Origin of the sequence: Paenibacillus sp. MER TA 81-3, assembly GCF_023713585.1 — a bacterium.
Taxonomy (GTDB): domain Bacteria; phylum Bacillota; class Bacilli; order Paenibacillales; family Paenibacillaceae; genus Paenibacillus_B; species Paenibacillus_B profundus.
In genome coordinates, this window is the sequence record NZ_JAMAWB010000010.1 from 78,639 (window position 1) to 92,959 (window position 14,321).

A 14,321-nucleotide genomic window follows, 5' to 3' on the forward strand; every position below is an offset into this window, starting at 1 on the left:
CATGCTCGAGCAATTGTTTCCTTTGTTGGAGCAAAACTATCGTTTTAGCGCAAGGGGATTGAAGCTGCTAGGAGGTTATTACAATCATGTCTACGAGACGGCGGACGGGACGCTTGTCGTCAAGCTCTTCCGCTTCGACCGCGACGATCCGCGCCGTGTTCTATCCGAGTTGCATTGGATGAGGCACTTGCATGAACAGGGCGTGCCGGTTGCCTCCCCCATTGCTGCGAGGAATGGGGAATGGATAGCACGGTTGAATGAGGGATACTTTGTCTCCGTTACGACTAAGTTGGAGGGGAAAGCGATCGATCCCAAGGACGAATCGGTCTGGAACGATAGCTTCTTCCATCGCTGGGGCGCGACGATGGGCCGGATTCACTCCGCCGGGAAGGATTATCAGTCTTTGCAGGACGAGGAACTGCCTGACTGGTCCGATGAGACGATTGTGCGCATTGGAGATCCTTCTGCGTCTAATACTCTGGTGGACACTGAACTGGATGCGGATGTGGCGGCCAAATGGTCGGAGGCGGTGGAGCGGCTGCGCGGGTTCCAGAGAGATGAAGCACGCTTCGGCCTCATCCATCATGATATGCATCTGGATAACTTAATGCTATGCAATCATGGCTTGGCTGTTCTGGACTTCGGCGATAGCTTGCAGCACTGGTACGTCTATGATGCGACCATCGCTGTCTTTTTCGCCGCTCTGACAATCGATTCGCAGGAGCAGCAGGCGCGAAGCGAATTTGCAGCCCGCTTCCTGCATTCGTTTGCGGAAGGCTACGAAAGCGTGCATGTCCTGCCAGCGGAAGAGTGGCGGCACATCCCATTCTTCTTATGGTACCGTCAACTGTACTCGTATCTGTATCATCATATACATAAGCCCCCCCATCAGCGGACGGAGCGGGAAACCGTAATTCTTAATCTGATGCGGGAACGAATTATACATGAGGTGCCAGTGGTCCAGCTACCCCGATAAGGACGTAAGAAGCATGAGCGTAATAACATAATATAAAAGTGGAATTTCTTGATTGCAACGGAAGGAAAAAAAGGAGCGATGGCTAGTGATGATGAACTCCAGAGACTGGATGGATGAGGCTTTTGCCAACTATGAAAAGCAGGGCGGCCTGAAGGAGCTTTCTGGCAAAGGCAAGCCCCTCGATGTGCCAAGCGGCGATGCGTTGAGCGGGGTGCTGAAAGAAGCGAACTATTTGCCGGCTTGGCTGGAGCTGCAGCATGCGATCCGGAATCAAATCCGGGCACTTGTGCAGCAGATCGATCAAGACAAGCAAGAGATCGGAGAAGATAAGTTCGAACAAATCAATCGCAATATTCGGAAATACAATCAAATGGTGCCCAATCCTCTGCTTCAGAAAGGGTTCGTAAGCAAAGAACATATCAAGGACCAATTGGCAAGATGGGAATAGCTTGACGACTACCGCTTTTGTGGCGGTAGTTTTTTGTGACTGGTAGTTGAAGGAGTGTACGTGCTCGAAGCTATGGGGCTGAAGGCTCAGCCGTTCGCCCCTTTATCTCATGTTCCATTGGAATTGATCCAATCGAACAGCGAATATATCTATTTACGATATGATTACATTGGAGTTTATCCAGTGTTTTGGGTCCTGTCCCGCAGCAATCGCTGAAACACAGCCCAATCCACTGGACGAAATACAGTCTACTTGCCAATTAGGTGCTCGATCCATGAATTCTACTGTACGTTTTCCAATGGGACTTACTTCAACCGCAGAAATCAAGGAAGTTCAAATTATATTCTGATTGTTTTAATTTGTTTTGACACTCAACTTGATAAAAGAGGGGCCCGTAGTAGTCTGAGCGAAATTTGAAATCAGGCATCGTCCTCTCCACTTTGCTGTTTGACGAATACAATCTCGTTGACGCTCGGTTCCAAGGGCATTTGAAGGCTCTGGATGCTTCCCGCGTCATCCCGGGTGTATGTCAACTGGAGAGCGCCATCTTCGGAACAAAAACAATTCTCATCAAGCTGAATTAATGCTGACGACAAAGTACGAATTTCCATGGATAGTCCTTGCCCCAATCGGTGAATGGTTATGCCGCCATAGGCAGGATGATGGTAATGACCTGTGTAATCGTCGAATGGGAAAAGAGGATCATAACTGGGCTTAGGCTCCGCAGGTTCTGAGGGAGCGTTCATGTCGTCCATCATTTTTCTCATTTTCGCTTCCTCCTGCTTAAACCTCCCCGTCCAGTCAATAGGCTCCTTGGCTAGTAATTGATCATAAAGCGTATACGCGAGGCAATCCGGCAAATAGGAACTGTCCCGGTTGGCCAGCACAACGATCCCGATCTCATCTGCGGGCATAAACGATACATGAGCGGTAAAGCCATTATTCTTTCCGCCATGATGGACAAGCTTATGCCCGCGGTAAGTGTCAATGATCCATCCAAGACCATAAGCGGAATAGGGCATCTCTGGAAAATGGAGAAGGTGACCTGGGCCTATAACAACCTGCGGCTGATGCAATTCCTGAACCAGTTCCTCCGACAAAAGTCGATGACCTTGAAAGCTTCCCTGATTAAGCTGAAGAGAAACCCAAGCTGCCAAATCCGCAACGCATGTGTTGATGTCTCCCGCAGCGCCCGCTCGGTCTGCCGTAAACGGAATTTCTGCGATTCCATCCTTTGCAATATCATACGGCAATGAATAGTTGGCTCCTGCCGTTGTATGCGCAACAGAAAAATTGCTGTTCTTCATGCCAAGCGGCGTAAAAATGTTGCTCTGCACCCATTGTTCCCAAGGCGTTCCTGTGATGGACTCGATCAAGCAGCCAGCAATAAAAAACATGGCGTTGGAGTATTGCCACGCTTGACGAAAAGGCAGACTGGGCTCTAAATACCGAAGCCGTTCGAGCAATTGCTGGTCTGTCAGTTCGGGCTTATAAAACAAAAATTGGTGGTTAGGAATCCCGGAACGATGGCAAGCGATATCCCGGAATGTAATAAGTTCTGTCGCAACCGCGTCATGCATGCGGAAGTCCGGCCAATACTGCTTCACCGGCGTATCCCACTCAATTTTGCCTTCTTGCACAAGCATCGCCAACACCATTGCGGTAAAGGATTTGGCTGAAGAGCCAATCGCAAATATTGTTTCCGTGTTTACCGGCAGTTGCCGGGCAGCATCCCTCCATCCAAATCCGGAACGGAACAATACCTCTTGCTTGTGTACAACGGCGACAGCAAGTCCGGGTACTTCGAATTCCCGCATCGATTGTTCAATGAGGGGTGTAATTTCAGACATTCGTTCTAAGCAAACTGACTTCTCCATGAGATTCACTCCATTTCATAGTTTACAAACCGAACGACCGGTCTGTTTTTGTGTGAAAAAAATTTATTGTTTCTCTTTTTTTGTGATACCATGTAAAAAAACGGAAATCGCCGTATGATGCAACGCGCGAAGTTCATTGAGCTCCAACTCGTAGCGTGCCGCGCCCAGACCGGCAACGAGTGCGAATAAAATATAAGTGATTTGTTTTCCGTCACATTCCTCGAATTCCCTGTTGGCGATGCCTTCCTCGATGACGCTTTGGAACACATCGCGCTGTTTGTTCGTGGCGACTACGATCTGTTCTACGATAACGGGATCTGCTGTTTGACTGCCGCTGAATTCTTCTGCCGCTTGAATAAGCGGATTTTGAAAATCATCGACACTATGATCAGCTAACCCATGCAATTTCTCCGCTGATGTCGCGTATAAGTGTTCTTTTTTGGCCCAATGCTCAATCCATTCGTCCACCTGCTCTTCAATTAAATAAAGAAACAACCCTTCCTTGCTTTTAAAATGATGATATAAATTACCTTTGCTGCTTCCAGATGCGGCGATAATATCTTCTATGGATGTCGCAAGGTAGCCTTTTTGTGAAAATAATTCCTTTGAGACCGCCGCTATCCGCTTTTTTGTCTCTGATGTTCTCCTTTGACTCACTTTCATCTTAATAAGTTGACTCCTTTATCATATTACTCGAACAAACAGAACGTTCGGTCTAATAAAAGAATAACATTCTTTTTTTATTAACGCAATTAGTTCCTCGTAAAGTTTTCCATACCCAATGGAAACTATAATCCGAAATGTTGTTTTTGGAAGAAGTTAAACCAGATTCTTATTGCGATTTTAGCGTGTAACAAATAACAATCAAAATAATAATGTATTAATCAACATAAAACAATATAAAACAATAAATTTTCATTGCGATCTGGGTATGAAGGTGGTAGTATTTAATCAACAACAGGTTGTATGACTTCTTACATAGGACCTGCGGATTTATCTACTACGTTATAAGGGGTGCAGGAGATGAAATTCAAAGTTTTTACTAGGTTTGTCGTAACATTGATGGCCGTAATGCTTGTCGCTGCCGGCTGTTCTACCGGGGGAAATTCTTCGCAAAGCAAGCCGAACGTGGACAAAAGAAAAATTGAAAATCTTCCTCAGCCTATCGCCAGCAAAGATGTGAAAGTGATGGTTATCCGCAAAATCGGAGGTGACGATCATACGGCACAATATTTAGCCGGTGCGAAACAAGAGGGGGAATCGATGGGATTTACGGTGGACACGTTCTCCGCCAACGGCGATACAGCCAAATTCCATGATGCGATCGCCCAAGCATTAGAGAAAAAATACGACGGAGTCATTATCTCCCACGGGGATGACGCTGCAACGTTGGATGATGTCAAGAAGTTGACGGATAAGGGGATTCCTGTCGTCACGTTTGACTCTAATCCAGATCTGGCTGCGCTCAACGATGTCACGTTGACGTCGCAAGACGATGCACAGCTTGCTCAGTTAGCGCTGGAAAGCATGAATCAGCAGCTAAATGGAAGCGGTAACATTGTGTACTTATGGGTGGACGGGTTCCCGCCGATGGTAAGCCGCAATGGCGTGTACCAAGACTTTTTGAAGAAGAACACGGGCATCAAGGAAGTAGAACGCTTCGGTGTAGCGGCATCCGACACATCTGTACAGACGCAGAACGCTGTATCCGCGATGCTGACCAAGCACGGAGAAGGTGAAATTGACGCTATCTTCGCTACATGGGACGCATTTGCTATCGGAGCGGCACGGGCCGTGAAGGAAGCAGGCCGAGACGAAATCAAAATATACGGCATTGACGTCTCGAACGCCGATTTGCAGCTGATGCAAGAAGAGAAGAGTCCGTGGGTAGCGACTGCTGCTGTGGATCCGAAAGTCATTGGTGCCGTCAACATGCGTCTTATCGCCAAGAAGATTGCAGGCGAGGAAACACCACCAAAGTTTGACTTGAAGCCGACGATGATTACGCAAGTGCAATTGAACTCCGCAGGGGAAACAGTGAACATGGAAAGCCTTAGCACGATTATCCCGGGCTGGGGAGTAAGCAAAGACTTTGACGAAAGCTGGATGCAAGCGCTTAAGGAAGCGTACACATCCAAATAGAAAGGTGACGGAGGGAAGCGTTCAAGCGTGCACAATCGTTAGATACGTAATTGGCAACGCTTACCCTCCCGAATCCGTACAGGAGGTGGAGAGATGATTGAGCAGCAAGTGATTCGCCTGGATATGAAGCAGATTACTATCGAGTTCCCGGGTGTGAAAGCGCTAAACAATGTAGATTTTACAACGGAGAGCGGAACCTCCCATGCTCTCATCGGTGCGAACGGGGCGGGTAAGTCGACGTTGATGAAGGTGTTGTCTGGAGCTTATAACCATTACACGGGAGCAATATGGATAGACGGCCAAGCGGTGCATATCCGTTCGCCGAAAGATGCCAAAGACTTGGGAATCCAAATCGTGTATCAGGAAGTGGATACGGCACTTATTCCTTATTTGACCGTTGGCGAGAATATTATGCTGGACGATACGGTCAATGATATGGGGAAAAGGCAATGGATGAACTGGAAACGCATACACAGCAATGCCAAGGCGACACTCGAGCGCATGAACGTAAAGGTATCGACGAAAAAACTAGTCAGCGAACTGACGCTGGCAGAGAAGCAAATGGTTTTGATCGCGCGAGCGATAACGAAAGAGTGCCGATTCCTTATACTAGACGAGCCGACCGCTCCACTCAGCCATGCGGAGACGGAAGAGCTATTCCGCATTGTGAGAGATTTGAAGAAAAATAATGTCGGTGTCATTTTTATTTCGCACCGTCTGCCAGAGCTGTTTGAAATATGCGATGACATTACGGTAATGCGGGATGGAGAATTCGTCATTAAAAAGCGGATTGCAGACACAAATCAAAACGATATTGTGGAGTACATGCTCGGTAAGAAATTAGATGATCAATTTCCGAAAGTGCCGATTGAAATCGGAGAAACGAACTTTGAAGTGAAAGGCCTATCGGACAGCGATAAGCTCAGAAACATCGATTTTTATGTACGGAAGGGTGAAATCATCGGTCTCGCAGGACTTGTAGGGGCCGGCAAGACGGAACTGTGCAAAGCGCTCTTCGGTGCGTCGCGCGTCGTGTCTGGCGAGCGCGTGCTTCAGAAGCGGAAGCTTTCCATTCGAAATTGTAATGATGCCGTGAAGCAAGGCCTTGCCCTTGTGCCGGAGGAACGGCGCAAGGAAGGCATACTCGTGCTTGAATCGGTTGTTAGCAATTTGACGGTTGCCAATCTGTCGAAGTTTTGCGCTTACCGTACATTTCTGCAGTTCGGTAAAGAAAAAAAAGAGGCTCAGCAGCTCATTCAAGATCTGGGCATCAAGACACCGAACGAACAGGCAAAAGTTAAAAATTTGTCGGGCGGAAATCAACAAAAAGTGGCGATTGGAAAATGGCTGACGACCGAAGCGGAAGTTTACATTTTCGATGAACCGACCAAAGGTGTTGACGTCGGGGCGAAAAAAGACATTTTTAAACTCATTTCACAATTGGCGCAGCAGGGGAAAAGCATTATTTATGCTTCCTGCGAGCTGTCGGAAATCGTCGGCATTACCGATCGCGTATACGTGCTGTACGATGGTGAGATCGTGAAGGAGCTCCAGACGAGCGCTACCAACGAAGAAGAATTATTGTTCTACTCGACGGGAGGAAAGTAGCATGAGCACAGGTCAACAGCGTCAAGTGAAGGCGGCCAAGTCTTTCGATTTCTTTGATTTTTTATATAAATACGGGACGATTGTAACGATTTTAATTCTAATCGCCGTGTTCGGCACGATGTCCAGCAGCTTTCTAATGCCTTCTAATATCATTAACATTTTGCGTTCGATATCTATTGTTACGATCATTTCCATCGGGATCACGATTTCATTGTCAGTGGGCGGCTTCGACTTGTCGGTCGGCTCCGTAGCTTCATTGGCTAACGCTGTCGTCATCTCCATGTTTGTCTGGCATTCGCAAAATTCATTCATCGGCATTATTATTGCCATTGCGGTCTGTCTCCTTGCGGGGCTTCTGAACTCTTTCATGATTGTCAAAATGAAAATTCCGGATATGCTGATGACTCTGGCGACGATGTTCATCATTCAAGGGGTTGCGCTTACCTATACGAGAGGGGCGACGGTATCACAGAACATGGTTATGCCGGATGGCACCTTCGCTCAAGGGCAAATCAGTGCGTTCTTCTCGAAAATCGGCCAAGTGCCGTGGATTATTATCATTATGCTAGTCGTCGTTGTCGTCGTTCATATTTTCCTGAATTACACGAAGCACGGCCGTTACATGTATGTAATCGGAGGAAATATGGAGGCAGCCAAGCTGTCAGGGATTCCTGTCAACAAATATCGTGTGCTTGCTTATGTGCTATCGGCCGGCTTTGCGGCGGTTGGCGGCATTATGCTGGCATCCCGTGTCATGACGGCTGAGGTCAATGCGGGCGCGCCGTATTTGATGGATGCAGTTGCGGCGGCATACATCGGTTTTTCCGTAGCCGGCGCAGGCAGACCGAATGCGTTCGGAACATTCGTCGGGGCGATTCTCATCGGTATACTGCAGAACGGTCTCGTTATGATGTCTGTTCCTTATTATGCAATGGACATCGTGAAGGGAACCGTACTTGCATTTGCGCTAGCTTTAACCTATTACAAACAGAAATAACGGTTGTAGGAGGAGATAAAGATGAACGATTTCAACAATTATTTCACGATGAAAGAAAGCAATGTTATTAATTATGCGATGAGCCAGCTGGATTACTTTGCTCCGGATGCCGTGCTGTCATGCAAGGAAATCGGGGACGGAAACTTGAATTACGTATTCCGGGTCGTCGATGAAAATACGCAGCAGTCGCTTATCATTAAGCAGGCCGGTCCGGTTGCCCGCATCTCGGATGAGTTCAAAGTATCGCCAGACCGCAACCGGATAGAGAGCGAGATTTTGAAAATCGAATATGATCTGGCTCCTGGGCTTGTGCCGCAAATATACAAATATGATGCCGTCATGAACTGCTGCGTCATGGAGGACTTGTCCGACCATGAAATATTGCGCACCGCTTTACTGAAGCATAAGCAGTTCCCGCTTTTTGCGGAGCATATCTCGACCTTTATGGTCAACACGCTGCTGCTGACGACGGACGTTGTCCTGAATCATAAAGCAAAGAAACAGCAAGTCAAAGATTTCATTAATCCGGATTTGTGTGAAATTACCGAAGATTTAGTATATACGGAGCCATTCTATGATTGTCCGCGGAATGATGTGTTTGCGCCGTTGCTCCCATTTGTAAAGGAATACTTATGGGAGGACGAAGCGCTGCTCCTGGAGACGGCGAAGCTGAAGTTCGAATTCATGAGCAACGCCCAGTCACTCATTCATGGTGACTTGCATACGGGTTCCATCTTTGTGAAGCCAGATTCGACCAAAGTCATTGATCCTGAATTCGCTTTCTACGGACCGGCTGGCTATGATGTGGGTAATGTCATTGCCAATCTTATCTTTGCCTATGTCAATGCGGACAGCGTGATGGAAGACGGGGCGGAGAAGGAACGGCAAAAAGACTGGCTCATTTCCACAATTCAAGATATTATTGATTTATTTAAAGAGAAGTTTCTGGTAACGTGGGCAGCTTCCGCAACGGACAAATGCGCTGCTTACAAAGGCTTTGATCAATATTATCTCGAAATGATCTTGCGGGATACGGCAGGCGTTGCAGGGCTAGAATTGTGCCGCAGAACGTTGGGTCTCGCTCATGTGAAGGACATCACCTCCATTGCGGACCATGCCGCGAGAGCGCGGGCGGAGAAGATGTGCATCGTCATGGGCAAGCGGTTCATTATGGAGCGCCACAACATGAAAGGCGGAGCTGACTTTGTTAAGGTGATTGCAACAGCCGGCGAGGTTTACAGCAGATAAGGAGGTTATGAGACGATGGGAGATAACAACATGACTGCCACAATGATTCAATCGGTAACTTTGGACGATGCGAACGACACGCTGGTCATCTTGGACCAGACCTTATTGCCCAATGAAAAAGTATTTTTGCAATTAAAAGAATTGAAGGATATTTGGGACGCGATCTACCATTTGAAGGTGCGCGGAGCTCCGGCCATTGGCATTGCGGCAGGATACGGCATGTATTTGGGCGTCAAGGCTTCGGCGGCGGAGACATATGAAGAAATGGCTGGCGATTTTAAACGGGTAAAAGAGTATTTGGGATCGTCCCGTCCGACGGCTGTAAACTTGTTCTGGGCGTTGGATCGGATGGAAGCGCGCTTCAAGCAAGAGCAAGGCAAAAGTGTAAGCGAGATTAAAGAAGCGCTGAGACAGGAATCGGAAGCGATTCGTGCTGAAGATGAGCAGGTGTGCGAGCAAATTGGCGAATACGCCTTGTCGCTGCTGCAGCCGGGATGGGGCATACTGACCCATTGCAACGCGGGGGCGATCGCTACGGCGAAATACGGCACCGCGCTGGCGCCCATCTATTTGGGAGAAGAGCAAGGATACCGTTTTAAGGTGTATGCCGATGAGACGAGACCTTTGCTGCAAGGCGCACGCTTGACGGCGTGGGAGCTTCATGAAGCGGGCATCGATGTGACGCTCATCTGCGACAATATGTCTTCCATTGTCATGAAAGAAGGCAAGATTCAGGCCGTTCTGGTCGGCTGTGACCGGGTAGCTGCTAATGGAGACACCGCGAATAAGATCGGCACGTCGGCGGTTGCGATTTTGGCGAAGCATTACGGCATCCCGTTCTATGTCTGTGCGCCGTTGTCTACGGTCGATTTGCAGTGCGCTACGGGCGACGATATCCATATCGAATTAAGACCGGATGAAGAGATTACGAGCAAGTGGTATGAGAAGCCGATGGCGCCGGAAGGTGTTAACGTATATAACCCGTGCTTTGATGTGACGGATCACGAGCATATTACGGCGATCATTACACAGAACGGTATTGCTTATCCGCCGTTCGCGGATAGTCTCCCAGCCATGTTCGCGAAGAAAGATAAAGAATAGGGCGAATCACGCATCATAAGAACAAAGCCCGGCTCACTGCAAATGAGCCGGGCTTCTTTGCAGTGAGCCGGGCTAAAAGTTGGGAAGGTATCCTTTTGTCTCATCCAGCTTTTAAATGAAAATGTATCATTTTGCTATGTGGAATATAGTGACATCTCTGAAAGTACTTGCATTTAATATGACATACAAGCCGTCATATAATTGATGTATAGCACTAAAATAGTGAATAGAAGATGTTAATGAAATGGAAATTATCAAACCGTTTATTGCAAGCAGAAGATTTGCAGCCACTATAGGAGTCGGTACAGGAACGGGGGCCAACGGAATGTTACAACCGCTTATTGTGTATAAAGTATCCGAAGGAGTCCTTACAATAGATGGAGTTCCAGAAAAGGTGTTCCCATAACTCTTCAATTTATTAAAATTCTCTCCTATAGCTAAAAACTCTATAAATGGACATCCCAATCATTAATAAAAAAGGCTGCTCGCCCGTGAATTGCGGCGATGCAGCCTTTGTCGTGTTGATCAGGTAATCAGATGCACTCATGCAGGGCAATGTTGTGCGTATTCACAAATTCATGCCATGCTTCTCCCAGCTTCTTGTCGGTAACGATCGTATGAATATTATCGAGGTCGCAGATGCTGGCAAAGGAAGTGCGGTCGAACTTCGTAATATCCGCTACGAGATGGACTTTGTTGGCGCGCTCGACGGCCAGCCGGCGCACCTCCGCCTGCTGCTCGTTCGAATCGGTAATACCATGCTGCATGCTGACGGAACGACAGGAAATAAAGGCCAAATCGAAAAAATAACTGTTCATGTTCAATTCGGCGTTGCGTCCGAGAGCCGACATGGAACTGGAGGAGATGCCGCCGCCGATGATGACCAAATGGACATTTTTGTTGTCGATTAGGGCGTTGACAATCTTAATCGAATTGGTGACGACGGTTATCCGCTTATCCTCCAATTGCTGCGCAATATACAACGATGTGGTGGAAGCATCCAAGAAGATAGAGTCGCCGTTGCCGATGAATTCAGCGCATTTTGCGGCAATGCGCTTCTTGCCGTCGACATGGATGTGCTCCCGCAAATTCACGTTCACATCATTTTGCACCCCATCTGGAACATAGGCTCCGCCATATGTGCGCGTCAGGATGCCTTCATCCTCTAACTGCTTCAGGTCGCGGCGGATCGTTTCCTCCGTCACGCTGAACAAAGAAGTAAGCGCGGCAACGGTCACGCTCTTCTCTTCCATAATAATCTCTTTAATTTTGGCTTTTCTCGCTACTGGTAACATTGCACAAATTCGCTCCTAAAACACATACATTTTATTGGTTTTAATAAGTATATCACACTTTACTACCAAAAATAGATGTGGTTTTTGTGGTTTGGATGTTGTTTTACACTAATAGTATAACATTTAAACTTAAAAATAACAAAAAGGAGATAGTTACTAAAAGGTTATTCAACAAAACAAACAAGAAACAATAAAAGTCAAAATAAATCATTGACAAACAACGTAAGAAGTAGGAAAATAAATGACATAAGACACACATATAAGGCATTACACAGGAGGTGACATCGTGCTTAAAAAGACAACGTACTATTCTGATTTTGAAGCGAAAAAGATGATATGTGAAATGGGCAGAAGAATGTACCTCAAAAATTTCGTGGCCGCTAACGACGGGAACATTACCGTAAAAACAGGCCCCAACACGATATGGGCCACGCCGACAGGGGTAAGCAAAGGGTTCATGACGCCGGACATGCTCGTCAAGATGGATTTGAACGGCAAGGTGCTAGCCGGCAACCGCAAGCCTTCCTCCGAGATTAAGATGCATCTGCGGGTATACGCAGAAAATCCTGACGTTCAGGCTGTTACTCACGCACACCCGCCAGTGGCGACATCGTTTGCGATTGCGGGCATTGATTTGGATCAGGCCGTTTCGCCAGAGGCAGTTGTTATTCTGGGGAAAGTTCCGGTCGCTCCATATGCAACACCGGGAACGCAGGAAGTGCCGGACTCGATTGCTCCGTACTGCAAGGATTACAACGCGGTGTTGTTGGCGAATCACGGCGCGCTGACTTGGGGCAAAGATATTGTGGAAGCTTATTACCGCCTCGAGTCGTTGGAACATTACGCGCTCATGCTGATGTATTCCGGAAAAATCATTGAACAAGCGAATGAATTGAATTGCAGCCAAGTATCCGATTTAATCGAAATTCGTAAGAAGATGGGAATTCATAGCGGGGGAACGCCAAGCTGCAAGCCGGTTCGAACCGATGTGCGCAGCCGTGAGGAAACACAAATTCCGAGCGAAGCGGGTAAAGCGGACCTCGTCAATCAAATTGTTGCTAAAGTGACGGAACAAGTGTTGCAGAAGCTGCAATTGAAGGGGTGAACGAGATTGAGCATCAAGTTGACGGAAACGGACATCCAGAACATTATTCAGGGCGTGTTGAAAAATATCGAGCAAAATCTGCCCGGCGCGCAAGCTGCGGATGACGCGGCAACCGGACAGACAAAGCCTGAATCAGCACCTGTGGCCGCTGCGCCTGTGCGGAGCAACGGCGATTACGGAGTATTCGATGAGGTGGAAGCGGCGATAACTGCTGCTTATCAGGCTCAGAGAGTATACGCTCACCATTTCAGTATGCAGGATCGGGAGCGCTTTATTGCCGCCATTCGCAAAGCGACGCTCGAGCATAAGGAAACATTGGCAAGCATGGTATTGAAAGAAACGAAGCTCGGACGTTATGAGGATAAAATCGCCAAGTTAGAGTTAACCGCTCTCAAAACGCCTGGCACAGAGGATTTGGAAACGAAAGCGTTTTCTGGAGATAATGGGCTTACGTTGGTGAAGGATGGGCCGTTTGGCGTAATCGGGGCCGTAACTCCAGTGACGAACTCAGTAGAGACGGTTATCAATAACGCCATCGGGATGCTTGCTGCGGGCAATGCAGTCGTATACAATGTCCACCCATCCTCCAAAGCTTGTTGCGCTTACGCGGTAAAAATGATAAACCGGGCGGTCCAGGAAGCAGGCGGACCGGAGCATCTGGTGACGATGGTGAAGGAGCCGACCAAAGAAACGCTGGATGCGATCACACAATCGCCGAAGGTTCAACTGCTCGTCGGCACGGGAGGTCCCGGGTTGGTAAGAGCGTTGCTTCGTTCCGGCAAAAAAGCGATTGGAGCAGGCGCAGGCAATCCTCCTGTTATTGTTGATGAAACCGCTAACATAGAACGGGCGGCGAAAGAGATTATTGCAGGGGCGTCCTTCGAGAACAACATTTTATGCATTGCGGAGAAGGAAGTGTTCGTCGTTGACAAAGTGGCTGACGATCTCCTGTTCCACATGTTGAATCACGGGGCATATCGATTGGACGACCGCGAGCTCGAACAGGTGATGAGCTTCGCATTGGAAGCGAACGTGAACGAGACGGCAGGCGGCTGCTCACTGGATACGAAGCGTGAATACCACACCGTGAAAGAGTGGATCGGTAAGGATGCGGCTTTATTTTTAGAGAAAATCGGCGTTACACCTGAAAAAGAAGTGAAGCTCCTTATTTGCGAAGTCGACTTCGACCATCCGTTCGTGCAATTGGAGCAGATGATGCCGGTATTGCCAATCGTACGGGTGAGTGATCTGGATGAAGCGATTCGCTTGGCTGTAGAGGCGGAGCATGGCAATCGGCATACCGCGCTGATGCATTCCACCAATGTAGCTAACTTCGCTGCATTTGAGCGCGCGATCGGCACGACAATCTTTGTGAAGAACGCTTCGTCTCTGGCTGGTGTCGGCGCTGGCGGAGAGGGCTGTACGACGATGACAATCGCAGGTCCGACGGGCGAAGGTCTGACTTCAGCACGTACCTTCACGAGAAAGAAGCGGTGCGTTCTTGCGGAACGTTGAATCCGGCAA

13 protein-coding genes are annotated in these 14,321 nt (G+C 48.1%); 10 read left to right on the forward strand and 3 right to left on the reverse strand.

Features of this window, described 5'->3' with window-relative positions; translation table 11 throughout:
- The first annotated feature begins 1 nt into the window (after position 1).
- On the forward strand, positions 2-976 hold the full coding sequence (locus M3650_RS16050) for a phosphotransferase enzyme family protein (protein WP_251576230.1): 975 nt from the start codon (positions 2-4) through the stop codon (positions 974-976).
- 88 nt (positions 977-1,064) lie between these two features.
- Positions 1,065-1,424 carry a DnaJ family domain-containing protein gene (locus M3650_RS16055; RefSeq protein WP_251576232.1) on the forward strand — a complete coding sequence of 120 codons (360 nt, stop codon included), beginning with the start codon at positions 1,065-1,067 and terminating at the stop codon, positions 1,422-1,424.
- A gap of 419 nt (positions 1,425-1,843) precedes the next feature.
- Here M3650_RS16055 and M3650_RS16060 read toward each other — a convergent pair whose 3' ends face one another.
- Both M3650_RS16060 and M3650_RS16065 read right to left on the reverse strand, forming a co-directional pair.
- Positions 1,844-3,301, reverse strand: a complete 1,458-nt coding sequence (locus tag M3650_RS16060; RefSeq protein WP_251576234.1) for a serine hydrolase — start codon at positions 3,299-3,301, stop codon at positions 1,844-1,846.
- 63 nt (positions 3,302-3,364) lie between these two features.
- Positions 3,365-3,964 (reverse strand): TetR/AcrR family transcriptional regulator, encoded by a 600-nt coding sequence (locus M3650_RS16065; protein ID WP_251576236.1) that lies wholly within the window; start codon positions 3,962-3,964, stop codon positions 3,365-3,367.
- Positions 3,965-4,324: 360 nt separating this feature from the next.
- Between M3650_RS16065 and M3650_RS16070 the strand changes: the two genes are divergently transcribed.
- The 6 genes from M3650_RS16070 (at position 4,325) to M3650_RS16095 (ending at position 10,803) form a co-directional block, all read left to right on the forward strand.
- Positions 4,325-5,443, forward strand: a complete 1,119-nt coding sequence (locus tag M3650_RS16070) for a sugar ABC transporter substrate-binding protein (RefSeq protein ID WP_251576238.1) — start codon at positions 4,325-4,327, stop codon at positions 5,441-5,443.
- A gap of 93 nt (positions 5,444-5,536) precedes the next feature.
- The gene (locus tag M3650_RS16075; protein WP_251576240.1) at positions 5,537-7,051 is read left to right on the forward strand and encodes a sugar ABC transporter ATP-binding protein; all 1,515 of its coding nucleotides are present in this window, start codon (positions 5,537-5,539) and stop codon (positions 7,049-7,051) included.
- 1 nt (position 7,052) lies between these two features.
- Positions 7,053-8,048: an ABC transporter permease gene (locus tag M3650_RS16080; protein ID WP_251576242.1), complete on the forward strand. Its 996-nt coding sequence runs from the start codon at positions 7,053-7,055 to the stop codon at positions 8,046-8,048.
- 21 nt (positions 8,049-8,069) lie between these two features.
- Entirely contained in the window at positions 8,070-9,296 is a 1,227-nt protein-coding gene (mtnK, locus tag M3650_RS16085) for an S-methyl-5-thioribose kinase (RefSeq protein WP_251576245.1), read from the forward strand.
- A 15-nt stretch (positions 9,297-9,311) separates the two neighbouring features.
- Positions 9,312-10,397: an S-methyl-5-thioribose-1-phosphate isomerase gene (mtnA, locus tag M3650_RS16090; protein ID WP_251576247.1), complete on the forward strand. Its 1,086-nt coding sequence runs from the start codon at positions 9,312-9,314 to the stop codon at positions 10,395-10,397.
- A gap of 244 nt (positions 10,398-10,641) precedes the next feature.
- On the forward strand, positions 10,642-10,803 hold the full coding sequence (locus tag M3650_RS16095) for a hypothetical protein (RefSeq protein WP_251576249.1): 162 nt from the start codon (positions 10,642-10,644) through the stop codon (positions 10,801-10,803).
- A gap of 127 nt (positions 10,804-10,930) precedes the next feature.
- Here M3650_RS16095 and M3650_RS16100 read toward each other — a convergent pair whose 3' ends face one another.
- The gene (locus tag M3650_RS16100; RefSeq protein WP_251576251.1) at positions 10,931-11,692 is read right to left on the reverse strand and encodes a DeoR/GlpR family DNA-binding transcription regulator; all 762 of its coding nucleotides are present in this window, start codon (positions 11,690-11,692) and stop codon (positions 10,931-10,933) included.
- Between the two features lie 331 nt (positions 11,693-12,023).
- On the opposite strand from M3650_RS16100, the gene M3650_RS16105 reads away from it, so the two are divergent.
- The gene (locus tag M3650_RS16105) at positions 12,024-12,797 is read left to right on the forward strand and encodes a class II aldolase/adducin family protein (RefSeq protein ID WP_285848495.1); all 774 of its coding nucleotides are present in this window, start codon (positions 12,024-12,026) and stop codon (positions 12,795-12,797) included.
- A 6-nt stretch (positions 12,798-12,803) separates the two neighbouring features.
- The gene (locus tag M3650_RS16110; RefSeq protein WP_251576256.1) at positions 12,804-14,312 is read left to right on the forward strand and encodes an aldehyde dehydrogenase family protein; all 1,509 of its coding nucleotides are present in this window, start codon (positions 12,804-12,806) and stop codon (positions 14,310-14,312) included.
- Positions 14,313-14,321: the final 9 nt, after the last annotated feature.

Bases quoted from the DNA above. Each gene is read 5' to 3' on its own strand.
- mtnA (WP_251576247.1), top strand. From the start codon at position 9,312: ATGGGAGATAACAACATGACTGCCACAATGATTCAATCGGTAACTTTG.
- M3650_RS16095 (WP_251576249.1), top strand. From the start codon at position 10,642: ATGGAAATTATCAAACCGTTTATTGCAAGCAGAAGATTTGCAGCCACT.
- M3650_RS16055 (WP_251576232.1), top strand. From the start codon at position 1,065: ATGATGAACTCCAGAGACTGGATGGATGAGGCTTTTGCCAACTATGAA.
- M3650_RS16050 (WP_251576230.1), top strand. From the start codon at position 2: ATGCTCGAGCAATTGTTTCCTTTGTTGGAGCAAAACTATCGTTTTAGC.
- M3650_RS16070 (WP_251576238.1), top strand. From the start codon at position 4,325: ATGAAATTCAAAGTTTTTACTAGGTTTGTCGTAACATTGATGGCCGTA.
- M3650_RS16100 (WP_251576251.1), bottom strand. From the start codon at position 11,692: ATGTTACCAGTAGCGAGAAAAGCCAAAATTAAAGAGATTATTATGGAA.
- mtnK (WP_251576245.1), top strand. From the start codon at position 8,070: ATGAACGATTTCAACAATTATTTCACGATGAAAGAAAGCAATGTTATT.
- M3650_RS16075 (WP_251576240.1), top strand. From the start codon at position 5,537: ATGATTGAGCAGCAAGTGATTCGCCTGGATATGAAGCAGATTACTATC.
- M3650_RS16105 (WP_285848495.1), top strand. From the start codon at position 12,024: ATGATATGTGAAATGGGCAGAAGAATGTACCTCAAAAATTTCGTGGCC.
- M3650_RS16080 (WP_251576242.1), top strand. From the start codon at position 7,053: ATGAGCACAGGTCAACAGCGTCAAGTGAAGGCGGCCAAGTCTTTCGAT.
- M3650_RS16060 (WP_251576234.1), bottom strand. From the start codon at position 3,301: ATGGAGAAGTCAGTTTGCTTAGAACGAATGTCTGAAATTACACCCCTC.
- M3650_RS16065 (WP_251576236.1), bottom strand. From the start codon at position 3,964: ATGAAAGTGAGTCAAAGGAGAACATCAGAGACAAAAAAGCGGATAGCG.